Raw genomic sequence first — 24,138 nt, 5'->3', positions numbered from 1 at the left:
AAATAAATCAAGAAAATCAGGTGATTTTAAAAATCATTAAAACACTTACAGATAAAGTCTTACAAGATAAAATCTAAAAAAATAGAGGGACAGATTTTAATTTCTGTCCCTTTTCAAAAAATTATATTTTAGGATCCACACAATAGCAGTTATCTTCTAATCTGCTGATCAGAATGTAAAAGAATACTGCATAAATCATCTGTATACCCATGGCTTCCCAGTTTTCAACCGTACTGCTTCCAAAAAGCAGCATGATGATGAGTCCTGCTCCTGCAAAATTAGCGAGACGGGTTTTAAAACCAAGAATAAGCATCAGGCCAATACCAAACTCAAGAAAGGGTAGTGTAGTACTGAATATCTGTACCCATGGCTGAGGAAGCCAGCTTTTTTCAAAACCTTTCGTCATTCCGTCTGCAAAAACAGAAAGTTTAGGAATTCTGGCAAGACCATGGCCCAAAAGATTCACCCCCATGGACAACCGTAAAAGAAAATAAGCGATATTTTTATTCATCGTATTGATTTTTAAATTGATTTTTTGGAAAGGAAGATTTCAGTTCATTCAAACAAAATCGTACGGATACTAATTATTATACTTTTCCTCACTAGTATCGATGGGAGTTGCGGGATCGTTTACCACCATTTTGGCAATATCATCTTTACGCATAAAAACAACACCCTGTTTTTCCTGAGTATATTTAATAAATTCTTCCATCGCATGAACCATTGCCGGGGTACCTCCAATTCTGTCATGAAAACTGATGCTCATCATCCTTCTTTTTGAAGCTCCTTCCTCATACAAACGGTCAAACTCGAATTTTAACTGCGCCAGAAACTGATCAGGACTCCAGTTTTTCCCTTCTATATTCACAATATCATTATTCCGAAGGGTATACGGCATGACCACAAAGTTTTTCCCGTTCACTTTGGTGATAAACGGCTCATCACGGCTCAGATCATCGATGTGATAAAGAAGCCCTGCTTCCTGAAGGACTTTTAAGGTATTCGGGCTTCTTCTGAGCCAGTTGCAGTTATAGCCTACTGCTTTTTGTCCGGTGATTTTTTTTACTGTTTCTACTCCGTCTTTTACAAATTTTAATTCATCTGCATAGTTTTTGTTCCACTGATTATCCCAGATCATGCCGTGGGCAGCAATTTCATGTCCTCCTGTTGCAATGGCTTTTGCAATCTCCGGATATCTTTCGGCAGCAGACCCTACTACGTGAGAAGTTACTTTAATATCGTATTTTTTCCAAAGATCAAGCATGCGGTAGATGCCTTCATTGGCTCCGTAGCGATACCAGCTTTCCGCAGCCAGATCTGGTTGTCCTTTAGGAAGAGGAGTTCCACTGAACGGGCTTTCTGCGCCTTCAGGTTGTCCACCTGTTTCAAACTGCATGGATACTGAAATAACCAGTTGGGCGCCGTTGGGCCAGTGCTTTTTGGATGATTTTTCTGTTTTTACAGATTGGCCGGTTTTTTCTTTCCCGTTCTTATCCATGCATGAAACGAATACTATTGCAGATGCAATCAGGAATGCTGAATGTTTTAAATATTTCATTTTTAAATGGTTTTATTTTGCAAAATTGCCCAATAAACAGTTGCGGTCTGTTGTAAAAATTTATACTAAATTTGTAAAAATCCATTCTGTATGAAGCGTATTGTGAATTTCAGTTCTTTCAATGTATTCAGTATTGAAAAAGAGGTTTGGGATATTGAATACCACAATCATAATTTCTATGAACTGATTGTGGTTGAAAGCGGCAAGGGGACCCATCACCTGAACGGACTCACCTTTATGTATAAAAAAGGGGACGTTTTTCTGCTCAGACCCAGTGATGCGCACGAGTTTTCCATTAAAAACAAAACAAAATTCATTTACATCAAATTTACAGAACAACAGCTGTGGGAAAAGTTGCAGAGCGATAAAAAAAGCAAATTAAGCAAGGTGATTCAGCTTCTGATGGAAGACCGTTCTTTTGTTTATGAATCGGCAATCAGGAATAAAGCAGATCAAGAACATCTGCTCCAGCTGGCAAGGATTCTTCTTTATGAATTCAGCAATAAAAGTTATTACAGCAGGGAAACTTCTGCCGATCTTTTTTCAGCAATCATGACTATTGTGATCAGAAATGCGATGAATAATGGCGGTATGGAAAGGATATCACAAGGGCTGAACCAGACGGAAAAGATTTTATATTACATCAATGTTCATGCAATGGATCCAGACAAAATGAAGCTGGAATATCTTGCCAGAGAGTTTATGCTTTCCCCAAATTACATCAGTATTTATATTAAAAAGCAGACAGGATTTTCTGTCCAGCAACATGTGATGCAGCAGAAAATGAAAGCTGCGGAAAGACTTTTGAAGCAGAGTAACTATAACATCAATGAAATTGCAGATCAGCTTGGCTTCAATGATGCCAGTCATTTTAATAAAATTTTCAGGGCTCATAAAAGTAAGTCGCCCTCAGCATTTAGAAAAGAGGATTAGTCAGCATGATCATGGGTTGTTCTTTTAAAATAATGTATCTTAAAACGATGAAAACAAGTGCAGGCATTTTATTGTTTAAAAGAGAAGAAAATAATTGGTATTATTTTCTGGTTCATCCGGGCGGGCCGTTTTGGAAGAATAAAGAGGCAGGAGCATGGTCGATTCCAAAAGGAGAGGTTTCACCTGGTGAAGACCTGCTGGAACGTGCTCTGATTGAGTTTAAAGAAGAAACCGGACAAACCGAAGAAGGAGAATTTATAGCATTACAGCCTGTTAAGCAGAAGGGTGGTAAAACGGTTTATGCATGGGCATTAGAGGGTGATATTGAAACATCGGGACTTTACAGCAATACCGTGCAGATAGAATGGCCTCCCAGATCTTCCAGAATGATTGAAATTCCCGAAGTAGACCAATGGGAATGGTTCAGTTCAGCAGAGGCCAAAATGAAAATCAACATGGCACAGGCTGCCTTTATAGAAGAATTGGAAAGAAAGCTGTCTGAAGGGGAATAAGTTTATTATTTTTTTATTCCAATAGCTTTTAAAGCATGAGTAGTTAAGTATATGGTGTCAAAAACTGTAAGGGATTCAACATCTGCAAATGCGGCCGACATGAGATCCGTTTTATTAAAAGAGAGCTCTACAGACTCATCATAAGAAGCGACAATTCTTACCACGGAATACCCGTTGTAGCCTATCGTAAAACCATCGAACAGGCAGTTCTGTTCTGCCTTCTGGTATTGTACATATTCCTCAAATCCTTCAGTTTTTTTTCTTTTTCCATGATTATGTTCAAGAGATTTCCATTCCAGATAATTTTTAGGCTCTTTCAGGACATTTCCTTTCTGATCTACAGGAACAAACATTTCCAGTGTTAAAGGTTTTCTTAGAAAATTGGCATAGTTTTTCATCAGACTTAAGGTCTGAAGATCGGCGTATCCTTCGTTAGAGTAATACTCAATAACAAAATCTGTCATCGGAATCAGCTTATGGGAAGCTTCAGTCGGCATAGTAAGTGTTTTCTTTTCAAAAAATAAAAATAACACTTTTATTTACTTTACCCAACTTTAATCTTATTTAAAATATCAGCTTTGGTTTATTCATCAGAAATCAATTTATTTTATCGCAACACAGTTGCGTTATTTGATATTTTATCTTTACTTTTGCAACAAGGTTACTATAAGAAATTTAATCCCTTTATTTTATGAAATCAAAAATTCTTGATGCAGTAGGTATTTCTGCTGCGGTTTTGTGTCTTATTCACTGTATTGCTTTTCCTTTGTTAATGATTATTCCTTTGGGGATATCGCACAACCCTTATATAGATATGGCCTTTCTTGTAATAGGTGCTGTAGTGGTGTACAGAGTAACAAAGCATATGACAAACCGATGGCTGAAACTTTTGTTTTGGACTTCCGTTATGCTTATTGCGATTTCCGTTACGGTGGATTTTATCTTTGAGATCCATATTCCTTTAATGTATGCCGGGGCAGCAGGGTTGATTGCAGGTCATCTCATTAACTTTAGGAATCACAAACATTAATTTGAAGTTAAAGTAAAGAATAGAAACGATTTAATATTTGGCTAAAATTCATAATAAATTAATGCAACATTATTTCATTAGTTAAAATTACCCTTTAACTTGCATTCCGAAATTTTATCAAAATGGACAGACGTAAATTTTTAAAAGGTTCAGCATTATTGTCAGGCCTGCTCACTTTAAATCCGGTTGATTTTTTTGCCAGCAACGGAAAAAACATTCCCGATCCTAAGAAAAAGGCAAAGAATATTATTTTCATGATCAGTGACGGAATGAGCTCCGGTACTTTGGCCATGGCTAATTTATATTCTCAGAATATTTTGGGCAAAAACGGTAACTGGATGAATCTGTACCATGAGCATAAAGTGTCCAGGGCTTTGATGGATACAGCTTCTGCAAGTTCTATCGTTACGGACTCTGCGGCGGCAAGTTCTTCTTTCGGAGGAGGATTTCGGGTAAAAAACGGAGTCCTGAATGTTGGCGCCAATGGGGAAAAGCATGTTCCAATATGGCAAAAGTTTAAAAAAGCAGGAAAAAAGACTGGGTGTGTAACGACGGTAACAATTACCCACGCGACACCAGCCGGTTTCTGTGTGAATTCAGACAGCCGGAATGCAGAAAATGAAATTGCAGAAATGTATGCTGAGATAGGTTTTGATGTGATGATGGGTGGTGGTGACGAATTCTTTAATCCTCTGAAAAGAGAAGATAAAAAAGATGTGTACAGCCTGTACAGACAAAAAGGATATCAGATCCTTAAAAATAAGAACGATCTTAAAAATATAGAAAAAGGGAAAAAAATAGTAGGGGTTTTCAATTCCGGAGCTTTGCCTTATGCTATTGACAGGGCGCATATTCCTGAACTGCAAAGTACTCCCTCTCTGGCGGAAATGGCGCAAACAGCCATTGATCAGATGAAAGACCATAAAGAAGGCTTTGTTTTACAAGTGGAAGGCGGGAAAGTAGACTGGGCAGCTCATGCCAATGATATCGCGGCTTTAATTCATGATCAGCTGGCCTTTGATGAAGCGGTAAAAACAGTAACAGATTTTGCGGAAAAAGAAGGGAATACACTGGTGATCATTACCACAGATCATGGAAACGCGAATCCCGGAACGATCTACGGACCGGATGCCACCAAAAATTTTAACAGTATCTCCGGGTATCGGTACACCAACGAGTATATTCTGAATGCTATTCATCCTGATTTCAATCTTCAGAAGATGAAAGACTGGATCTATGAGACGAATAGAATTAGCCTTGCAGATGATGAAGCCCAACACTTACTCAGTTTTTATTCAGGGCTCGAAAAGCAGGAAGCCGGGCTTTACAATTATAAGAAACTACCATTTAAAGCGTATTCTGATATTCAGAAAAAGCATAATTCTGTAGGGTGGATCAGTATGGATCATTCCGGAGATTATGTTGAAGTTGCGGTGTATGGCCCGGGAAGAGAGCTTTTACCAGCTTTTATCAAGAATACAGATCTGCATTATCTGATGTTGAAAGCGGCACAGGTGTAGACTATTCACCCGGTTCAGGTTCAGATTTTCTCATACAAGAAGAATGCATAATGCGGTTAGTATAATGCCAATACTTAAAATAGCAGTCAGCCATTTCAGGCCTGAGGCAATGAGTATTTTGATCCTGAATCTTGAAATTAACTGACTCTTATCACTTTCATTTAATTTTCTGTCCTCATAATTGGTGGTTTTTTCCTGTTTAAGAATCTCCAGTTTTTTTAGAAGCGAGGCGGTAAAATTATTTTCAAAGATATCCATGACATAAGCAATCAAAGGGAAATACCAGCAGTTCAGCAACATTGAAAGAATGACCGGGTTAGGATCAGGCTGACTGGTAAATCTCAACCAGAAATAAAAGAATAGCAAAAGCAGACTTCCGTAAGCAAAAGGCATAAATAGCGCATCTGCTTTTAACGCCTTGTGAATGATGCTGTTCGTTTTGGAACTCATACCCAATAGAAGCTTTTTAAAGTGAGATTTGCTGAACGGAAGCTGAAGATCAGTTAAAGAAAATCTTTTGAACCCATTTTTATGCTCATAGGTTTTCACCGCATAAAGAAAACCTTTCGAAAAGGAAGCCAGATAAGCACCGGTTGTGATGGTTCCGATAGAGGTTAAAATGACCAGCCACAAAACCAGCTGATCAAAATTGTGAATGCAAACCGGCAAATCCAGATGATAGTTTAAGATCGTTATCATGATTAAAAATTTTAGTGGGTGAAACTTGATTTTTCCTTCATTTTGGGACTCAGGTTTTTATAGATTTCAGCGATTCCTCTTTCTTTTTTGTAGCTTTCCCAATTAAAGAAAATATCAGGATAGATGAAATCCTCCGTTCTAAAGTCTGTAATACCAAAGTCTTTATGGGCTTTCTGCATCAGTTTGTTTTTTTCCTCAAAAGTCAGATTTTTCCCGGACAGAAAAATCGCTGCAGCAAGGGCACCTCTGTAGAATAATTCTATCTTTTCACTGTCAGAAGGATTAAAGTTCAGCCAGCTGATACTTCCCGTATCTACACTGCGGACTGTTTTTTTGAAATTGCTGTTTCTGATCAGAAAATCGCGGTCATAGAAATACCTCATCGTTGAAATCATGGAGAGTGCTAGTTTTGCCTCGTTATCAATCAGTTTATACAGATCATCATTGTCATATTCCAGTTTAATTCCGAAAGTAGGGCGGGTAGGAATAGAGTGGGTATTGCTGTAAAATACATTGATGGGAAAGTTGGACAATGCACCTCCATCTACAAAGAGTACTTCATTATTGCTCTGAATAAAATTTTTGTAGGCACCCAGTTTCACTTTCCATGTATTATTGATATTGATCAGCTGTGTATTAGACATCGTTACCTTGTAGGGCTTGAAAAAGAAAGGGATCGACATGGATGCTCTTACGTATTCTGCAGGAGAAATAGACTCATCATTTCCCCAGTAAAATTCATGCATTCCAGGAAATTCTACTTTAATCTGATTGGTAATATCGGCTGCAACGACCACGAGCTGCTGAGGAAATCGATGTCCTTCAGCATTCACAATCGCATAGGTGTTTTTAAATAATTCTCCAATAATCCGTTCGATCAGTTTTTCATTAGCATTAATAGGAATAAGATTTTTATCAATAAGCTGATCATTGATGGTTTTCAGATCCTGCCAGCTAACCTGATTGAAATATTTGATATCAATGATAATCTGGTCCAGCAGAGCGTCTACAAAATCCTGTTCTTCGGTGTAGAAATTCTTTACCTTCAGATAATTATCGATCGTCTTTTTGATATCTTCGTCAATCAAAAACATCTTTAAATTTTCCCAATTGATAAGGTCTTCGTTTTTCTGTCTGGCACTTTCCACGACTTCTTCCTCTGGAGATCCCGCTGCCATTTTGAGTTTCGAATCATTAATGTCTTTGGTAATATTTAAAAGCTTTTCGTTGCCTTCGTTTTTTTCCCCTGATGAAGTTAAAGAAATATCAAAGTCCTGATTCTGTTTGGGATATTCACATCGGTAAAGATCATTTTCCTTTAGCATTTTATTTTTAAGGTCAGCCACACTTATTATCTTATTTTCTTCCATGAGGGTTTTTATCCATTCTTTAAAATTATCACCAGGATTAATACCCATTTTTTCACTATGAAAATAAAGCAGCCTAAGAACCATGAGATTTTTAATGATCAGATACAGAGAGATCACGAATCCAATTACTAAAATGATGAGTAAACGGTGAATCCATATCTGCCACCTGGCGATCTCACCCGAGAGAATTCCTACTCCTATCGCGGCGACAATCATGGTAATCAGAAAAAAAGCAAAAGAATACGCAGAAATTTTAGTCTTCCATTGTATTTTGTCTAAAATGGGTTTTCTTTCCCGTTTAGAAAATATTCTCAAAATGAGAGATCTCCATGAAGGATGTCCGTCAACAAGTTCTGTTAGGTCTTTTTTTGAAAGGTACTCAAGAATTTTTTCAGATCTTGTTTCGTAATAGCGGTCTATAAATTCCTGGTTTTCGCCCATCATAATGGCATCCCGCTGTGAGTAGACACAATTGAGCATCATTGTATTGATGGCTCCTGCACTTGTTCCTGCACTGTTTAAAAATGATATACCCATTTTCTCCAGTATATAGGTATATCCGGCCAGTGCAATTCCGTGTACTCCGCCACCTTCCTGGATAAGGTCTACATACTGACGCGGTTCTTTACTGATATTGTATTTTTCAAGAAGTTTTTCTTTTGCCGGATCATTCCAGTCAATATTGTCTATCACATCAGAAACCTTTAGGGGTTTGTGTTTGTAAAGTGTTTTAAGATGAGCTACGAGATGGGCAACAGCACCTGTAAATTGCTCCACTTTTAATTCTTCTTCCATGATCATTGTATTTAGGATTATTGTAATTCCTTGAATAATACTGTAAATGTTCTGTGAGAGGCAACATCCGAAAATATTTTACAGCTATCAATTCTATACTAAAATTACTAAGACCATCTGCACGAAGCTATTACACAAAAGGGTACTTTTTGATAGCCATACAATCCATGTATTGAAAATGGGGAAATGGGAAAAAAGAGCGTTTGGAATCGCTACGATCTGGGCTTGCTTACATATGGATTTCCTTTAACGTAAAAACGCCATGGCAGCAAAGCATCTTCCTGAGCATAAGCAACTCCAATACGGGGTCCTGCAACAATCATCTCAGGAGCATATCGGATCCCATGATCTTCAATCCATATTTCATTTTCAGTCAGGTCTTTTTTATTAAAGGAACGGTTGATGCCTAAAGCCTTCGCCGCAGAGCCGGGTCCGGATGAAACAGCAGGCTTATCAGCAGATATATTCCGTCTGAGTTCCATGATTTCTTTACCGGCTAGAGGTTCTACAGCCCGTATCAGTACTGCGTGGGGTTCACCTTCAATAGAGGTTACTACATTAAAAAGATGATGAATTCCATAGCACAAGTAAACATAAGAAATACCACCCTGACTGTATAAGGTTTCCGTACGCTCCGTACGACGGCCGCCATAAGCATGAGACGCTTTATCCACCACCCCGAAATAGGCTTCAGTTTCTACAATGATACCTGCTGTGATGTCACCGTTGACCTCCGTGAAAAGAACTTTACCCAAAAGATCTTTGGCCAGAAACAGGACATCCTGATTCAGATAATAAGAAAGAGAGAGTTTCAATTTTTTTTATTTGCCGTTTAAGATCAACAAATGTAAACATCTGACATTGATTCTCAAAATATTCAAGACTCCGGAAATCGTTAAGATCTTTTTTAAATGGTTAGGTAAAAAAAACAGAATTGACTAAAAAAAATATCTAAAATGATTGATTTAAAACCTGAATGGTTTACTTTAGATAGAATATTGACATTAAAATAATATTGATGAACAGCTATCATTTTTCAGGTGAATCGGAGCCGGATACAACAGCATTTGGCTATGAGCTCGCCAATCTTGTTGCAGATCAATTGCTGAAAGGGAATGTTCTGGGCTACGGCCACCGTGATTATTGCGGGATGGGTATGAAAATAAATGAGGATCATCACTTTTTATACGGAGAATTATATGACGGTGATTTTCATGCGCCAACCGTTTTTAAAACGCGGGATGTATTCGTCGCTTGGCTGTCTGTACAATCTACAGAGTCACTGGCACGTTTGGATGACGAGGAATTCTATCAAAGAAATCAGGTCATTACAAGAAAACGTTTGCTGGACTTTATAAGCTGATCCAGTGATCATGATATAAATTTCTATTATGGAAACATCAAATATCTTAGTGGTAAAGAGGCATGCAAGAAAACGGCAACCTATCGGGCTATCAATAGCAGGAATGTTTTTAATGCTTACGGCCTGTCAACCCGACGCATCAAAAAAGGCAGTACACTCCGCAGAATCTCTTTGCTGGAAAGATATCAGGATTGGTGAACTTCCACCTCAAGGAGCCTATGACGGTATTGACAGTCTGGTGAAAAAATGGAATTTATGCTATGAAAGGATAGAAACCGGCTGTGAAGTAACCGACAGCATTACCCAATTACAAAAGGAATATGAACGCTCCAATGCTATGTATTTTAAAAGTCTTGAAAAAAAATTGGGGAAGAACTGGAAAAAGCAATTTGATCAGGAACTTCATCGGTCAGACAGTATCCACTGGATAAAGATCAACAGGGAAATAGATCGTCTGAACCATTAATAGGAGTTTAAAAATAAGAATTTTTGTAAAAAAATAGAAGAAGGTACAGGAAGCTGGAGGTTACGGTTCGGCTTGTTTGCCTTTATGACATACTATCTTCGCACCTCCAGCCTCCAGCTTCTTTACCTTATTATTTTGCTTTGCTGTTAAGAGCGGTATCTGCTATTTTTGTCAGCAAGGCATCGCATTTTTTTTCTTCGGCAAGAGTGGCCAAAAGGTTATTAAGACAGTCTTTTTCTTTCAAAACTTTAGCATAAGCAGCCAGCGATCCGTAAGTGGCAATTTCATAATGTTCTACTTTCTGAGAAGCAGCAATAATCCCTGCATCTCTTACTGCGCCCGGTTCAGTTTCCTCCATAATGCTTTTTCCTTCATCCAGTAATCCCTGCATCGCATCACATTTTTTAGCCTGAGCCTTTTTGCCAAGGGAAGCAAAACATTCTTCCAGTCTTTTTACATGAACCTGAGTTTCATTAAAATGCTTTTCAATAGCTGCTTTTAGTTTTTTATCCGTAGCATTTTTATGCATTTTAGGAAGCGCTTTTACAAGAGCTTTCTCTGCCCAGTAAATGTCTTTGAGTGAATCTTCAAACAAATCTTTAAGCTGTTTGGCAGCATCTTTTTTAGCCGGAGTTTTACCTGTTTTTTTCGCCACAGTTTTCGACGCTGTTTTTCCTGCTGTTTTTTTCTTTTCCATAATAATTATAGTTTAGTGATTAATATTTGATGATTGATAGCTGCAATTATAAGACCAGCTTCCATTTCCGGGTACTGATGTGGTAGGTGATATGACTAATTCCACAGGTCCGGAATATTATTTTGCTGATCAGAAGCAGACTCTGATTTCGTAATATCCGGGAAGAAAGTACTAGATTTTATTATTATTCTTCCGCTTCTTTCCTGAAGCTTACGACTTCATATTCGTCGTTGGAAGAGTATTTTTTACAGCTGTTGTCCTTAAATTCATCAGGTTTTTTTGAAAAATCTTCAATGTATTTTGCACTTTCAGCGGTATCAGCAGGTGTTATGATGATATGGTAACTTTGCCGTACGGATTCATCCGCTTTTTCCAAAGCTTCTTTCTTATATTGTAAGGCTTCACTATATTTCATAAGATATTTTTTTAGTTTTCAAAAATAAGTCTTCCGTCAAAAGGCTCACTCCATTGGATAAAAACGCGATCATTCAGTCGGGTAATCATCGCCTGAACGGTTTCAAATGCTCCATCTTCTTTTTTCCTTTCAATGGTTAAATTAGATCCCTGGCCGATTTCTTCAATGCTATATTCAAGCTGATACTGATTATCATTATTCAGTACGAATTGTGTTTTTGTGAAATTTTTACTAGACATGGGGACGGTTTTATTTTTTAAGCTAATGAATAAACTATGCCAATATCAGTCAACTTATTATTTAACCTGAATCGGAGTGAAAAAAAATCAAGATTAAGTGTGTCGGAGTTATGATTGAACTTATCTTCTTCAGGAGTTGTAATCAATTATTATTCAACAGGCTGGAATAATTATTGCACCTGTAAAAATAATCTACAGCCTTTTACCTATGAAAATAGCAACCTATAATGTAAACGGAATCAATGGTCGTTTGCCCGTATTATTGCAGTGGCTGAAAGAAGCTCAGCCGGATATTGTCTGCCTTCAGGAATTAAAAGCTCCCCAGGAACGGTTTCCTGTAAAAGAAATTAATGCTGCAGGTTATCAGGCGATTTGGAAAGGACAGAAAAGCTGGAATGGGGTAGCAATCCTTGCAAAAGACCTTGAAATCACAGAAGTTCAGAATACTTTACCCGGAGATTCAGAAGATCTGCAAAGCCGTTATATTGAAGCTATTATTGATCAAATGGTGATATGCTGTCTGTATCTCCCCAACGGAAATCCTTATCCGGGACCTAAATTTGACTATAAATTAGACTGGATCAAGCGGTTAAAAAAACGAACTCATCAGCTCATCAAAATGGAACTTCCCGCCATCATTATAGGTGATTTTAATATAATTCCGGGACCTGAAGATGTTTACAAACCTGAGCGCTGGGAAAATGATGCCTTATACAGAACAGAAGTAAGAAAAGCATATAATGAATTATTGAATAAAGGCTGGCTGGATTCTATACGCACGCTCTATCCTGCTGAAAAAGTTTACACCTTCTGGGATTATCTTTACAAAGCCTATGACCGTAATGCAGGCATCAGACTGGATCACATTCTGTTGAGTCCTTATTTGCATTCAAGCTTACAATCCGGTGGAGTAGACCGCCATGTCCGTGGCTGGACAAAAAGCAGTGATCATGCCCCTGTCTGGATCGAATTGGATAAATAAAATACCCATCCCTAAACTTCGTTCACCAACCTGAACGTAAGATTGATCCGCGGCTTCATAGTCTTGGCTGATTTTGCAATCCGGTGTTCCCAATTCAACTGTAAATCGCCTTTCATGATCAGCAGTGATCCATGCTGAAGAGGTAAGCTGTATTTATTCCGGTGGTCATCTGCTTTACGGAAATCAAAATTTCTGACCTGCCCGAGGCTTACAGAAGCAATGACTGGGCGGTTTCCCAATTCGCTTTCTTTATCACGGTGCCATGCCACAGAATCATTACCGTCGCGGTATAAATTCAGCAGAACAGAATTAAACTGATATCCGGAGTATTCTTCTATCTTCTGTTTTAAAGCTAATAATTCCGGTAACCAGGAATTGACATTAAAATCATTTCCACCCAGCTTGTAGGTTCTGCTTTCATCTCCATACCAGGCTGTCAGTCGTGGAGTGAGAACCATTTTATCATACATTTTCTGAGTTCTCTGCTTCCACGGAGCCACACGAATCAGAAGCTCCTCCAGCTGAGAAGCTTCATACTCCGGCAGAAAATGGTCAGTATATTCCAGCAGTTCTTTCGGAAACCGGAAGTATTCTTCTGAATCAAATAAACTTAACTGGCCCATTACACTCCATGCATTAGCGTTATTAAGATTTCCGGCGCCCCGAAACTTTTTTGTCCAGATCTTTGATATCCTGCTTCAGTTCGCGGAACATTTCTTTGAAATTATAGCTTTCGTAATCACCCGGTTCAAAATCTTCCGGAAAAATCCCTGAAGCATACTGCCAGATTTCTACCACTTCGTTAAACGGAATGTCATACGGTTCGTAGAATGAGTTATCGGCACTTACAGACACTGCATTTCCTTTTATTTCTTTAAAACGTTTGTAGGTAATCCCGTCATTTAAGGTAATGAAAACATAAGTTTTTCCCGGTTTAAGATCATTGATACCTTCTACATATTTTCCTACGATATAAGACCCGTTTCTGAATGGCGGCATAGAATCCCCGTCTGCCGGAAAAGCTCTGTATTTACCATTAGTAAGGAAGGGAAGGGCAATTCTCTGCAGGCTCTCGATATAACCGATATCGCTGTATCCTTCAAGATATCCCATGGATGCTTTCTGCGGAATGATCTCAATGGTATCATTTCCAAGATGGTCTACAGCTACCGGAAGGACAATTCTGTTGTCCGGCAGTTTCAGCATTTCTTCCATCGGGTATTTACGGATGTCTACCGATACCAGAAGATCGATGCTTACATGAAAATATTTGGATATTTTGACAAGCAATTCAATAGGTGGTTCAGAGACCCCGTTTTCATATTTGGAGTACCGTACGCGTGATATAACCAGTTCAGTGGCTACAGATTGCTGAGAGAGGTTTCTTTTTCCTCTTAAAAAACGAATATTATTTGAAAAAATTGACATTGATACGAAATATATCAACAAAAATACAAATTATGATTCAAAATACCCATTCATTTTAGGCAAATAAAATGGGTTAATTGCCGATTAATTCTAATATTAAACGTTTTGAGGATTTTTAGCCAGAATTTTTTGTTCTATAGACTCAGATGATGATTGATGCCAATGTTTTACTTGGATCTTTGATTTGCTAAAGATTCCATCGATCGAGCAGATGTTTGCATTGAATTGTAAATAATTGGATCATTCAAAATAGAATCGGTGTAATCCGTGTGACCTGTGGGAAATATTTTTGCTATTTATTACCCATTTTATCTCATCCTGTTTTCATAGAGGAAAACCCTTATCATTTCTCAAAAAACAAATATTGATACGAAATATATCAAACAAAATGCAAAGTTTGATTCAAAACATATCTAATTTTGCATCATGGAACGTGCGATTGTACATATGGACCTGGATACATTTTTTGTATCCTGTGAGCGTCTTGTCAATTCTAAATTTGACGGAATCCCTTTGATCATAGGAGGTGGGGACAGAGGCGTTGTGGCCTCATGTTCCTATGAAGCACGCCATTTCGGGGTACGCTCTGCTATGCCGATCAGGATGGCGCTCAGACTCTGTCCGGATGCTAAAGTTGTGCGCGGGGATCATGAAATGTACTCAAGACTGTCTCATACAGTCACCGATATTATCCGGGAAAAGGTACCCCTGATGGAAAAAGCCAGTATTGATGAATTCTATCTGGATCTCTCCGGGATGGATAAATTTTTCGGATGTTATCAATGGACCGACGAAATTGCTTCGGCCGTAACCAAAGAAACAGGACTTCCCATAAGTTTTGCACTATCCACCAATAAAACAGTTTCCAAAATCGGAACCGGAGAAGCCAAACCCGGAAAAATGGAAATCAAACTTCAGGAAGTCCAGCCTTTTCTGAATCCGCTGTCTATTAAAAAAATTCCGATGGTAGGAGACAAAACCTTTCAGCTGCTTTCACGGGTAGGAATCCGTACCATCCAGACCTTATCTGAAATGCCGGTGCTGGTTCTTCAGCAGATGATCGGGCAGAACGGCAGTGAACTGTGGAAGAAAGCCAACGGAATCGATGAAAATCCTGTCATTCCTTATTCTGAAAGAAAATCAATATCCACGGAACGAACTTTCACTTCCGATACGATGGATATCCCGGAATTAAAAAGATTAATATCCGGAATGGCTGAACAGCTGGCGTATCAGCTGAGAAAAGAAAAGTGGCTGACTTCCACTGTGGCTGTAAAGATCCGCTATGCCAATTTTGATACCGAAACCAAACAGTCCAGAGTAGCCTATACATCTGCAGACCATACTTTGGCAAGGGTTGCTTTGGATCTGTTTAATAAAGCATATACCAGAAGAATGAGACTTCGTCTGGTGGGACTTCGTTTTACAGGACTCGTTCATGGCAGTCACCAGATGAATCTTTTTGAAGATACAGAAGAGCAAATGAGTCTTTATCAGGCTATGGATGACCTCAAAAACCGCTTTGGCTCCGATGCGGTAGGCAGAGCTTCCGGCTTTGACTTCGGCAAATAACCCTCAAAAAAATCTGCAGATTATGTTTCTCAACTGTCATTCCTATCACAGCCTCCGTTACGGAACTTTATCGGTAAAAGAACTGGTTGCTCAGGCACATGCACTGGGCATCAGTGAACTGGTGCTTACGGATATCAATACAGTTACCGCCATTTATGAATTTAAAAAAGAATGTGAGAACAAGGGAATCAAACCCATTGCGGGGGTAGAGATCAGAAAAGACGGCAGACTTCTTTATATTACGGTGGCTAAAGAATTCAGTGGTATCGGAGAGGTCAATAAGATGATCACAGACTATCATTGCAATGGGAAGGACTTATGTGAAATGGCTCCTGAATTTGATAAGGTATTGGTAATTTATCCTCTGGAAAATATCCCTGAAGTCCTTAAAGACAATGAATTCATTGGAATCCGGGAAGAGGAACTTACGCTTCTTATCCGCCCTGAATTTCAGAGGTTAATCTCCAGAATGGTCATTCTCCAGCCGGTCACCTTCAGTACTAAAGAAGAATACCATCTTCACCGCATCCTTAGAGCCATCGATCACAACACATTGCTTAGTAAGCTTGAAGAAACCGAAATATGCCGGAAATCTGAATATCTGAGGGCTGAAAAAAGCATTCTGGAAGCATTTCAGAGATATCCGGAGATCATTCAGAATACAAAAAATATATTCAGCAGCTGCAGTTTTGAATTTGATTTTAAAAAGGTCAGAAATCAACTGAATTTTACAAAATCGAGAGAAAGTGATCTGAAATTCCTGACCAGACTTGCTTATTTAGGCCTGAAAAAGCGCTATGGGTTAGATCATGAAGAGGCCAGAAAAAGGATAGAAAAAGAACTGAAAGTCATCCATGAGCTTAAATTCTGCTCTTACTTTCTGATTACCTGGGACATCATCCGTTACAGCAACAGGATGGGATTTATGCATGTGGGACGGGGGAGCGGTGCAAATTCAATAGTCAGTTACTGTTTAGGAATTACCGACATCTGCCCACTGGAACTTGATCTTTATTTTGAACGCTTTCTGAATCTTAACCGAAATACACCTCCTGATTTTGATATCGACTGGAGCTGGCAGGAGAGAGACCCGATGTTGCAGTATATTTTTGACCGGTATGGAAAAGAGCATGTTGCGTTCTGCGGAACTAATGTAGAATTCAAATACAAATCGATATTCCGTGAGGTTGGAAAAGTTTTTGGACTGCCTAAAGAAGAACTGGACAGCCTTACCACCCAATCTGTGGAAGCCCATGACCGGAATAAGGTCGTAGATAGGGTGGCTAAATATGGCAAGCTGCTGGAAAAATTTCCCAACCAAAGAAGTATGCATGCCTGCGGGATTCTGATCTCTGAAGAACCGATCACCAACTTTACGGCACTGGAAATGCCGCCAAAAGGATTTCCTATTGTTCAGTTTGACATGTACACCGCAGAAGATATAGGACTGGAAAAATTTGATATTCTTTCCCAGAGAGGCTTGGGAACGATCAATGATACCGTGAAATTAATCAAAGAAACCAGAGGCATTACGATGGATATCCGGGATACTACTATTTCTAAAAATGAAGCACTGGCCAATGAACATCTGGCTCAGGGAAAAACCATCGGATGCTTTTATATTGAATCTCCTGCGATGCGGGGACTTTTAAGAAGACTAAAATGCGGAGATTACAGAACACTCGTTGCGGCTTCTTCGATTATCAGACCGGGAGTTGCCCAAAGTGGGATGATGAGAGAATATATTTTCAGGCATAATCATCCCGATCAATTTGAATATTTTCATTCGGTGTTTGAAGATCATTTGAAGGAAACCTACGGCATCATGGTGTATCAGGAAGATGTGATTAAAATCGCCCAGTATTTTGGAGGATTGTCTTTAGCGGACGGAGATATTCTCCGCAGAGCGATGAGTGGAAAAGGCCGTTCGCTGGAAAAGCTACAGGAGGTAAAGGCTAATTTCTTTGCTTCCTGTAAAGGCAAAGGACATTCCGAGCAGCTGACTGCTGAAGCCTATCGTCAGATTGAATCTTTTGCGGGCTATTCTTTCTGTAAAGCACATTCGGCTTCCTATGCGGTAGAAAGCTATCAGAGCCTTTATCTGAAAGTGTATTATCCGCTGGAATTCATGGTTTCGGTCATTAATAATCAGGGGGGATTTTACAGAACGGAGGTGTATATTCATGAGGCTAAAATGTCCGGAGCCTCTGTTCAGACGCCCTGTGTCAACACCAGTGAATATCAGACGGTATTAAGAGGAAAAGAGATCTATCTTGGATTTATGCTTCTTCAGGGACTTGAAAGCAGATTAGCCCATGGAATTGCCGAGGAACGTCATAAGAACGGAAATTTTCAGTCACTGGAAGATTTTATCCGCCGCATTCCAATCGGTATTGAAACCATTCAAACGCTTATTTTTATCGGCGCATTCCGTTTTACAGGGCAACCGAAGAATGAGCTTCTGGTAGAAGCCCGTCTGCTTTTAATTAATTTTAAACCTGAAAACAGAGGCCTTTTGCTGATAGAGGAACCGGTTCAGGAATACAAACTTCCTCAACTGAAGCGGGAAAATTTTGAAGATGCCTTTGATGAAATTGAGATCATCGGATTTCCGGTTTCCTGTATTCCGTTTGATCTGCTGAAGACTTCATACAGAGGCTCTGTAATGGTAAAAGACTTGGTACTGCATCATAAAAAGCAGGTAAAAATGATGGCTTATCTGATCTCCAGAAAACATGTGCCGACCAAAAAAGGAACGATGTATTTCGGAACCTGGATCGATGTAAACGGAGATTATTTTGATACGGCCCATTTTCCGGACAGCCTGAATGAATACCCATTTCAGGGTGGAGGCTGTTATCTGCTGCTGGGAACTGTAGAAGTGGATTATCATTTTCCAACGATCACCATTCATAAAATGGCGAAAATGCCTATGATTCCGGACCCAAGATATGCTTATGACAAAGATAAGCAGTATGATATTCACCGGCAGATCAGAGAAGATGTGAGCATGACCTCCAGAAAACCTTATCCTCAGGCACATGAGATTGGATTGCCAAGGCAGAAATTCCAGTAAAATTATCCTTTATTATCTGGAAAAGTAAGCCATTTGTTAAAATGAAGTATTAGTAGCCATTCATTTTGCAGGATTCCTACTATTATTTTAAAGCAATTCAGAAAAGTATCAAAGTATACGGTAGTCATTTCAGTAAAAAGTCGCGAACTGATAAAATCCGGGATCTCTTTGTGTAAATCTAAATGTCATTTTTACTTCGGAGGCAAGAATCATCTAGTTCAATATCTCATTCATTTCAGTTAAAATGATGGGTTTTCCGTCGGTAACTACAATGGTGTGTTCGTGTTGTGCCATATATCCGCCTTTGTTGCCTACCATCGTCCATCCATCGTTAAGCTCTACGGCAATATTGGAGGTTGTAGAGATAAATGTTTCAATTGCTACCACAGAGTTTTTCCTGAATCTTCTTGAATCGTACCGGTTTCTGTAATTCATGAGTTCATCGGGCTGTTCATGCAGGCTTTTTCCGATACCGTGTCCGGCAAGATTTCTAATGACTTTAAAACCTCTTTTTTTCGCCTCGGTTTCCATCAGAAATCCAATATCAGCTATTTTCACACCTCCTTTTATATGGTTGATTGCTTTTTGCAAAATGTCTTTGGAAGCATCTACCAAGGTCTGGTGCTGATGGATATCTTTTCCAATCACAAAGGAACCTCCGTTGTCTGACCAGTACCCGTTGAGTTCCGCGGAAACATCAATGTTGATGAGATCTCCTTCTTTCAATATCCTTTTATCGGTAGGAATACCGTGGCAAAATTCATGATCTACACTGATGCAGGTCCATCCCGGAAATCCATAGGTAAGATGCGGCGCTGATTTTGCACCGAAGCCGGAGAGGATCTTCGCTCCATACTCATCAAGATCTTTGGTGGTCATACCAGGCTGAGCGTACTGAATCATTTCTTTTAAAGTATAGGCAACAGCTTCGCTTGCTTTTTGCATTCCTGCTAATTCCTGTTCGTTGGTTATAGACATACTTCTGTTATTTCCGGTTAATAATAGTGTTGGGAAATGCAAAGTTAACAAAATCTTCAGGATCTCTGATCGATTCTACTCGCAAGAACTTAGTGTAAATCAATAAAAAGCACAAAATAATTTTGTATGCCAAATTTTAATCGTAATATTGCGATATAATAATTTATCATGGGAGCCACCAAAACGGACCACTTTACCGATCATCAGAACAAGATTGCCGTTATATGCAAAGCGCTTGGCCATCCTGCAAGAGTGGCTATTATCGAGTATTTACTTAAAGTAGATACCTGTATCTGCGGGGATATTGTCAATGAACTTCCTCTGGCTCAGGCTACCGTATCTCAGCATTTGAAAGAACTGAAGAATGCAGGTCTGATCAAAGGGAATATTGAAGGAACGGCTATCTGCTATTGTATTGATAAAGATACATTTGGAATTTTGAAAAATTATTTCTCAAACATTGTACTCTCTGTTAAAGATCAGAAATGCTGTTAAGCATTTTTTTAATCTAATATATCGTAATATTGCAATTAACCAATATAATAAATAAAAAATGAAACTATCTGAGATCAAAGAAATTTTACCAACGTTAGATACTGTTGAATTTCAATTGGAAAACGGAACTTTTGTACCGGAACATTTCCACGTTACAGAAGTAGGAAGGGCGACAAAGCATTTTATCGACTGCGGAGGCGTTATCCGAAATGAAAAAACAGTGAATTTTCAGCTATGGAACGCAGATGATTTTGAACACAGACTAAAACCTGCAAAGCTTCTCAATATCATAAAATTATCGGAAGAAAAATTAGGGATTGAAGATGAAGAAATTGAAGTGGAATACCAAAATACAACCATCGGAAAATACGACCTTGAATTTAATGGAAAAAACTTCATCCTTAAAAACAAAACAACCGCTTGTCTGGCTCAGGAAGCTTGCGGGATTCCTGCAGAAAAAGGATCAGAACTTTCTTCTGATGCGACTTCTTGTTGTACTCCAAATTCAGGATGCTGTTAAAATCCACTTTAAATTAAATCAGAGATGTATCCTAGACTACTCGAAACAATAGCACTGTTCAAAAACCAGGAAATCAGGGAAGAACGAAAAGTCGTATTACAGCCATTGATAGACTTTATCCAAAAAAGAACAGAAGACGAAAGAAGGACAGATATTAATTTTATCTGCACCCACAATTCCCGGAGAAGCCATCTGGCGCAAGTCTGGGCACAAATGGGCAGTATTTATTTTAATATTCCTAACGTACTCTGCTATTCAGGGGGAACGGAAGAAACGGCTATGTTTCCTAAAATCGCAGAAACATTGCAGGAACAGGGATGTCAAATCTCTAAAATATCCAATACTGAAAATCCTGTATATGCGATAAAATATGATGGAAACAGACATCCTGTCATTGGTTTTTCTAAAAAATACGAAAGCCCTTTTAATCCGGATTCCGGTTTCGCAGCTGTGATGACCTGTTCGCAGGCAGACGGGGAGTGTCCTTTTATCGCAGGAGCAGAAAAACGTATTTCTATACCCTTTGAAGATCCTAAAATGTCCGACGGTACGAATGAGCAAACAAGGGTGTATCATGAGAAAAGCCTGCAAATAGGTGCTGAAATGTTCTACGTATTTTCACAGATAAAACAACAGCAATAGATTGAAAACAAAAGTATGCAACCCAAATTAAAATTTCTTGACCGATTTCTTACGCTTTGGATATTTCTGGCCATGTTTTCAGGAATTGGGCTCGGCTATTTCTTTCCCGCTATTTCGGATATGGCCCATTCTTTATCGGTGGGAACAACCAATATTCCTTTAGCCATTGGATTAATCATTATGATGTATCCTCCTTTGGCCAAGGTAGACTATTCCCTTTTACCCAAAGCATTGGGAGATAAAAAAGTCATAGGCATTTCTTTACTGCTGAATTGGGTAATAGGTCCGGTTTTAATGTTCGTACTGGCGGTGGTCTTTCTGAGGAATGAACCTGATTATATGATCGGCTTAGTCCTTATTGGTCTGGCAAGATGTATTGCCATGGTTCTTGTATGGAATGACCTGGCTAAAGGGAATCGCGAATATGGCGCATTGCTGGTTGCTTTAAACAGCGTGTTCCAGATCTTCAGTTATAGCTTTATGGTTTGGCTTTTTATCAATGTTTTACCCGGAAAACTAGGTCTGACTACTTTCAATGTGAGCGTATCCATGAAGGAGGTAACGGAAAGCGTTCTGATGTATTTAGGAATTCCCTTTGTGGCAGGTTTTTTCAGCCGTTATATTCTTACCAGAACAAAAGGAGTGGAGTGGTACAACAGAAAGTTTATTCCCATGATCTCTCCATTGACTTTATATGCTTTATTATTTACCATTGTCTTAATGTTCAGTCTCAAGGGTGAGAAAATTCTGGAACTGCCTTTAGATGTTTTAAAAGTAGCTTTACCGCTCACAGTATATTTTATCCTGATGTTTTTTGTAAGCTTCTTTATCAACAGATCACTGAAGGTGCCTTATGATAAAAATGCGTCCATATCTTTCACAGCAACCGGAAATAATTTTGAACTGGCCATTGCTGTAGCCATTGCCTTATTCGGGATTCATTCCCCACAGGCATTTGTAGGGGTCATAGGGCCTTTGGTAGAAGTCCCTGTTTTAATCGTGCTTGTCCGGATAAGTTTATGGCTAAAGAAAAAATACTACCGCTAAACAGACTTTCGAAATCTATTTTTCCGTGCGACAGCTTTGCTTTTTGAATGAATTATTTTGATACCAGAAACTGAATTCTGAAATGCAAATTTTAGCCGGCAATCGATAGGATCTTCAATCCAATTTAACAAAAATGAGGGTAAATTATTCATTTTCACAAAAATAAGAAAGATAAGTCAAATAATGATATATTCATTAAATACCGTTTATATTAATGAAATATTAAGTTATAAACATTTTTAATTATTTTTTTCAAAAAAAATACTGTGGTATTGTAATTATTCTTACCTTAGTGATGTAATAATCATACAAATTTTATATCATGAAAAATTTTAAAAAATTAAACAGAAACGAATTGAAAACTATTTCAGGTAACGGAATATTCGATAACATCGGAGGGGTTATCGGTGGCCTTGGTGGAGTAGTTGGTGGAGTAGTAGGTGGCGTAGGCACTATCGTAGGTGGTGTTGTAGGTGGTGTAACGAATACAGTAGGAGGTGCTGTAAGCGGTGTAGGTACTCTTGTAGGAACTACATTATGCCAGGTACAGTGCGTTGTTAACGGTGTTGTACACATCCAGGTTCTTTCATGTGGATCTACTTGCTAAGACACCCCAGCAATTAAAAAAGTATACCGCTCCGAAAAGAGCGGTTTTTTTATGAATTATAAACATTGCTGCATCAGTACAGGTGAAAAGCTTTAATTGAGATTTCTACATTTTTGCATTTAATAACAACAGAAGTCTGAGCCGAGTACTTCCTGGAACTGACCCTAAAATTTAAAACAAAAAAGGTACATTCACCTTCTAAACATTGATTATTCCAAATAAATTCAAAATTAGAATGCTATCTTGTAGGACTAATTTTTTTGACATATGAAATTGATCACTTTTCTGCAAACCAACAAATCAGTTTTATTCCGTTCGGTACTGATCACTCTTTTTATTGCCTTTATCCTGCTTAGCTGTCTGGTATTCTTTACCCCAACCAAATATCTGGATATTCATATTTCCAGAGAAATTCAGGAAAAACATACGCCAGGTCTCAACACATTGATGATCTGGATCAGCTGGTTGGGAAGAACTCCGGTGTCCGTTGTAATGGTCATCATAAGTTCACTTTGCTTTCTGTTGATGAGCTATAAAAAAGAATCACTATTGATTTTATCCACCCTTTTATCGGGAGTGATAGGATTGGGGATGAAAATGCTGATCAACAGGCCAAGACCATCTAAAGACCTTGTGATTCTTCTGGAAGAAACCAAATATCAGAGTTTCCCCAGCGGTCATGTACTATTTTATACAGTGTTTTTTGGAGCCCTGATATTAATTATTCTGCGTTTGAAAAAGATAAAATATACGCTTAAAATATTTCTTATCACGATTTGTCTTTCTATGATATTTTTAGGGGCCTTCTCAAGGATTTATCTTGGAGCCCACTGGTTTACGGACGTTGTGGGAGGATTTATTTTAGGGACTTTATGTGTATTGCTGATGGGATATTTCTATGTTGGGAATTCCAGGAATATTTCAGAAAACGAACCTCTTTAATTCTAAATTACTGTCCACGATCCCCTTTAAAGATAAGTTCAATACCTACTTCTCAATTTTTTTAAATTAATTTCTTAATCAATTTTATTACGACATGTTCTGTCGCTGTGCGTCTATATCTTTGTAGTAGAGATAAGATAAAGAATGCCGGGAAGTTATTGTAATGATAAAAAACAGTCAATCAAATAAAATAATTCATTTTAAATTCACCCTTTTTCTTTATTTCTCTTAAAATAACGCTTATTTTTGTGA

General features: G+C 38.6%; 27 protein-coding genes. 15 read left to right on the top strand and 12 right to left on the bottom strand.

The genetic code is table 11. The annotated features are described in order from the left end of the window. Window positions 1-121 precede the first annotated feature (121 nt). A complete protein-coding gene (locus BUC06_RS13500; RefSeq protein ID WP_073334540.1) occupies window positions 122-511 on the bottom strand; it encodes a DoxX family protein in 390 nt (129 codons plus the stop codon). A gap of 69 nt (window positions 512-580) precedes the next feature. Continuing rightward, a complete protein-coding gene (locus BUC06_RS13495; protein ID WP_073334539.1) occupies window positions 581-1,558 on the bottom strand; it encodes a polysaccharide deacetylase family protein in 978 nt (325 codons plus the stop codon). Between the two features lie 90 nt (window positions 1,559-1,648). Here BUC06_RS13495 and BUC06_RS13490 point away from each other — a divergent pair, with 90 nt between their 5' ends. Then, window positions 1,649-2,491: an AraC family transcriptional regulator gene (locus BUC06_RS13490; RefSeq protein ID WP_073334538.1), complete on the top strand. Its 843-nt coding sequence runs from the start codon at window positions 1,649-1,651 to the stop codon at window positions 2,489-2,491. Between the two features lie 47 nt (window positions 2,492-2,538). Next, on the top strand, window positions 2,539-3,003 hold the full coding sequence (locus BUC06_RS13485; protein WP_073334630.1) for an NUDIX hydrolase: 465 nt from the start codon (window positions 2,539-2,541) through the stop codon (window positions 3,001-3,003). 5 nt (window positions 3,004-3,008) lie between these two features. Here BUC06_RS13485 and BUC06_RS13480 read toward each other — a convergent pair whose 3' ends face one another. Further along, window positions 3,009-3,500, bottom strand: coding sequence for a hypothetical protein (locus BUC06_RS13480; protein WP_073334537.1), 492 nt, complete (start codon window positions 3,498-3,500; stop codon window positions 3,009-3,011). A 194-nt stretch (window positions 3,501-3,694) separates the two neighbouring features. Here BUC06_RS13480 and BUC06_RS13475 point away from each other — a divergent pair, with 194 nt between their 5' ends. Both BUC06_RS13475 and BUC06_RS13470 read left to right on the top strand, forming a co-directional pair. Next, the gene (locus BUC06_RS13475; protein ID WP_073334536.1) at window positions 3,695-4,033 is read left to right on the top strand and encodes a MerC domain-containing protein; all 339 of its coding nucleotides are present in this window, start codon (window positions 3,695-3,697) and stop codon (window positions 4,031-4,033) included. A gap of 122 nt (window positions 4,034-4,155) precedes the next feature. Further along, the gene (locus BUC06_RS13470; RefSeq protein WP_073334535.1) at window positions 4,156-5,553 is read left to right on the top strand and encodes an alkaline phosphatase; all 1,398 of its coding nucleotides are present in this window, start codon (window positions 4,156-4,158) and stop codon (window positions 5,551-5,553) included. 30 nt (window positions 5,554-5,583) lie between these two features. On the opposite strand, the gene BUC06_RS13465 is transcribed toward BUC06_RS13470, so the two are convergent. From BUC06_RS13465 to BUC06_RS13455, 3 genes are all read right to left on the bottom strand, one after another. After that, on the bottom strand, window positions 5,584-6,252 hold the full coding sequence (locus BUC06_RS13465) for a hypothetical protein (RefSeq protein WP_073334534.1): 669 nt from the start codon (window positions 6,250-6,252) through the stop codon (window positions 5,584-5,586). Window positions 6,253-6,263: 11 nt separating this feature from the next. Next, window positions 6,264-8,417: a patatin-like phospholipase family protein gene (locus BUC06_RS13460; protein ID WP_139263359.1), complete on the bottom strand. Its 2,154-nt coding sequence runs from the start codon at window positions 8,415-8,417 to the stop codon at window positions 6,264-6,266. A gap of 212 nt (window positions 8,418-8,629) precedes the next feature. After that, window positions 8,630-9,232 carry a DNA-3-methyladenine glycosylase gene (locus tag BUC06_RS13455; protein ID WP_073334532.1) on the bottom strand — a complete coding sequence of 201 codons (603 nt, stop codon included), beginning with the start codon at window positions 9,230-9,232 and terminating at the stop codon, window positions 8,630-8,632. 203 nt (window positions 9,233-9,435) lie between these two features. Here BUC06_RS13455 and BUC06_RS13450 point away from each other — a divergent pair, with 203 nt between their 5' ends. Together BUC06_RS13450 and BUC06_RS13445 are read left to right on the top strand one after the other, a co-directional pair. After that, the gene (locus BUC06_RS13450) at window positions 9,436-9,780 is read left to right on the top strand and encodes a hypothetical protein (RefSeq protein WP_073334531.1); all 345 of its coding nucleotides are present in this window, start codon (window positions 9,436-9,438) and stop codon (window positions 9,778-9,780) included. 28 nt (window positions 9,781-9,808) lie between these two features. Further along, window positions 9,809-10,246 carry a hypothetical protein gene (locus BUC06_RS13445; protein ID WP_073334530.1) on the top strand — a complete coding sequence of 146 codons (438 nt, stop codon included), beginning with the start codon at window positions 9,809-9,811 and terminating at the stop codon, window positions 10,244-10,246. A 130-nt stretch (window positions 10,247-10,376) separates the two neighbouring features. On the opposite strand, the gene BUC06_RS13440 is transcribed toward BUC06_RS13445, so the two are convergent. The 3 genes from BUC06_RS13440 to BUC06_RS13430 form a co-directional block, all read right to left on the bottom strand. Then, complete coding sequence (locus tag BUC06_RS13440; RefSeq protein ID WP_073334529.1) at window positions 10,377-10,943, bottom strand: YciE/YciF ferroxidase family protein; 567 nt, start codon at window positions 10,941-10,943, stop codon at window positions 10,377-10,379. Between the two features lie 184 nt (window positions 10,944-11,127). Continuing rightward, the gene (locus BUC06_RS13435) at window positions 11,128-11,358 is read right to left on the bottom strand and encodes a hypothetical protein (RefSeq protein WP_073334528.1); all 231 of its coding nucleotides are present in this window, start codon (window positions 11,356-11,358) and stop codon (window positions 11,128-11,130) included. 11 nt (window positions 11,359-11,369) lie between these two features. Beyond that, on the bottom strand, window positions 11,370-11,597 hold the full coding sequence (locus BUC06_RS13430; RefSeq protein WP_073334527.1) for a glutathione synthase: 228 nt from the start codon (window positions 11,595-11,597) through the stop codon (window positions 11,370-11,372). A gap of 208 nt (window positions 11,598-11,805) precedes the next feature. Here BUC06_RS13430 and xth point away from each other — a divergent pair, with 208 nt between their 5' ends. After that, the gene (gene xth / locus BUC06_RS13425; protein WP_073334526.1) at window positions 11,806-12,579 is read left to right on the top strand and encodes an exodeoxyribonuclease III; all 774 of its coding nucleotides are present in this window, start codon (window positions 11,806-11,808) and stop codon (window positions 12,577-12,579) included. 11 nt (window positions 12,580-12,590) lie between these two features. Here xth and BUC06_RS13420 read toward each other — a convergent pair whose 3' ends face one another. Next, window positions 12,591-13,202 carry an alpha-ketoglutarate-dependent dioxygenase AlkB family protein gene (locus BUC06_RS13420; RefSeq protein WP_073334525.1) on the bottom strand — a complete coding sequence of 204 codons (612 nt, stop codon included), beginning with the start codon at window positions 13,200-13,202 and terminating at the stop codon, window positions 12,591-12,593. A 22-nt stretch (window positions 13,203-13,224) separates the two neighbouring features. Then, window positions 13,225-14,007 (bottom strand): XRE family transcriptional regulator, encoded by a 783-nt coding sequence (locus BUC06_RS13415; protein ID WP_073334524.1) that lies wholly within the window; start codon window positions 14,005-14,007, stop codon window positions 13,225-13,227. Window positions 14,008-14,433: 426 nt separating this feature from the next. Here BUC06_RS13415 and dinB point away from each other — a divergent pair, with 426 nt between their 5' ends. Further along, window positions 14,434-15,579 (top strand): DNA polymerase IV, encoded by a 1,146-nt coding sequence (gene dinB, locus BUC06_RS13410; RefSeq protein ID WP_073334523.1) that lies wholly within the window; start codon window positions 14,434-14,436, stop codon window positions 15,577-15,579. A 22-nt stretch (window positions 15,580-15,601) separates the two neighbouring features. Next, entirely contained in the window at window positions 15,602-18,655 is a 3,054-nt protein-coding gene (locus BUC06_RS13405; protein ID WP_073334629.1) for a DNA polymerase III subunit alpha, read from the top strand. A 213-nt stretch (window positions 18,656-18,868) separates the two neighbouring features. On the opposite strand, the gene map is transcribed toward BUC06_RS13405, so the two are convergent. Then, window positions 18,869-19,633: a type I methionyl aminopeptidase gene (gene map, locus BUC06_RS13400; protein ID WP_073334522.1), complete on the bottom strand. Its 765-nt coding sequence runs from the start codon at window positions 19,631-19,633 to the stop codon at window positions 18,869-18,871. Window positions 19,634-19,801: 168 nt separating this feature from the next. Here map and BUC06_RS13395 point away from each other — a divergent pair, with 168 nt between their 5' ends. The 6 genes from BUC06_RS13395 (at window position 19,802) to BUC06_RS13370 (ending at window position 23,886) form a co-directional block, all read left to right on the top strand. Continuing rightward, a complete protein-coding gene (locus tag BUC06_RS13395) occupies window positions 19,802-20,128 on the top strand; it encodes an ArsR/SmtB family transcription factor (RefSeq protein WP_073334521.1) in 327 nt (108 codons plus the stop codon). Between the two features lie 58 nt (window positions 20,129-20,186). Beyond that, window positions 20,187-20,648, top strand: coding sequence for a DUF6428 family protein (locus tag BUC06_RS13390; protein WP_073334520.1), 462 nt, complete (start codon window positions 20,187-20,189; stop codon window positions 20,646-20,648). 24 nt (window positions 20,649-20,672) lie between these two features. Next, entirely contained in the window at window positions 20,673-21,290 is a 618-nt protein-coding gene (locus BUC06_RS13385) for a low molecular weight phosphatase family protein (RefSeq protein ID WP_073334519.1), read from the top strand. 15 nt (window positions 21,291-21,305) lie between these two features. Then, window positions 21,306-22,337, top strand: a complete 1,032-nt coding sequence (gene arsB, locus BUC06_RS13380; protein WP_073334518.1) for an ACR3 family arsenite efflux transporter — start codon at window positions 21,306-21,308, stop codon at window positions 22,335-22,337. Between the two features lie 322 nt (window positions 22,338-22,659). After that, complete coding sequence (locus BUC06_RS23855; RefSeq protein ID WP_073334517.1) at window positions 22,660-22,944, top strand: bacteriocin-like protein; 285 nt, start codon at window positions 22,660-22,662, stop codon at window positions 22,942-22,944. Window positions 22,945-23,211: 267 nt separating this feature from the next. Beyond that, entirely contained in the window at window positions 23,212-23,886 is a 675-nt protein-coding gene (locus BUC06_RS13370) for a phosphatase PAP2 family protein (RefSeq protein ID WP_073334516.1), read from the top strand. Window positions 23,887-24,138 lie beyond the last annotated feature (252 nt).

It is taken from the genome of Chryseobacterium carnipullorum, assembly GCF_900142785.1.
GTDB classification, from domain to species: domain Bacteria; phylum Bacteroidota; class Bacteroidia; order Flavobacteriales; family Weeksellaceae; genus Chryseobacterium; species Chryseobacterium carnipullorum.
This window is presented reverse-complemented; position numbering and strand designations above follow the sequence as displayed.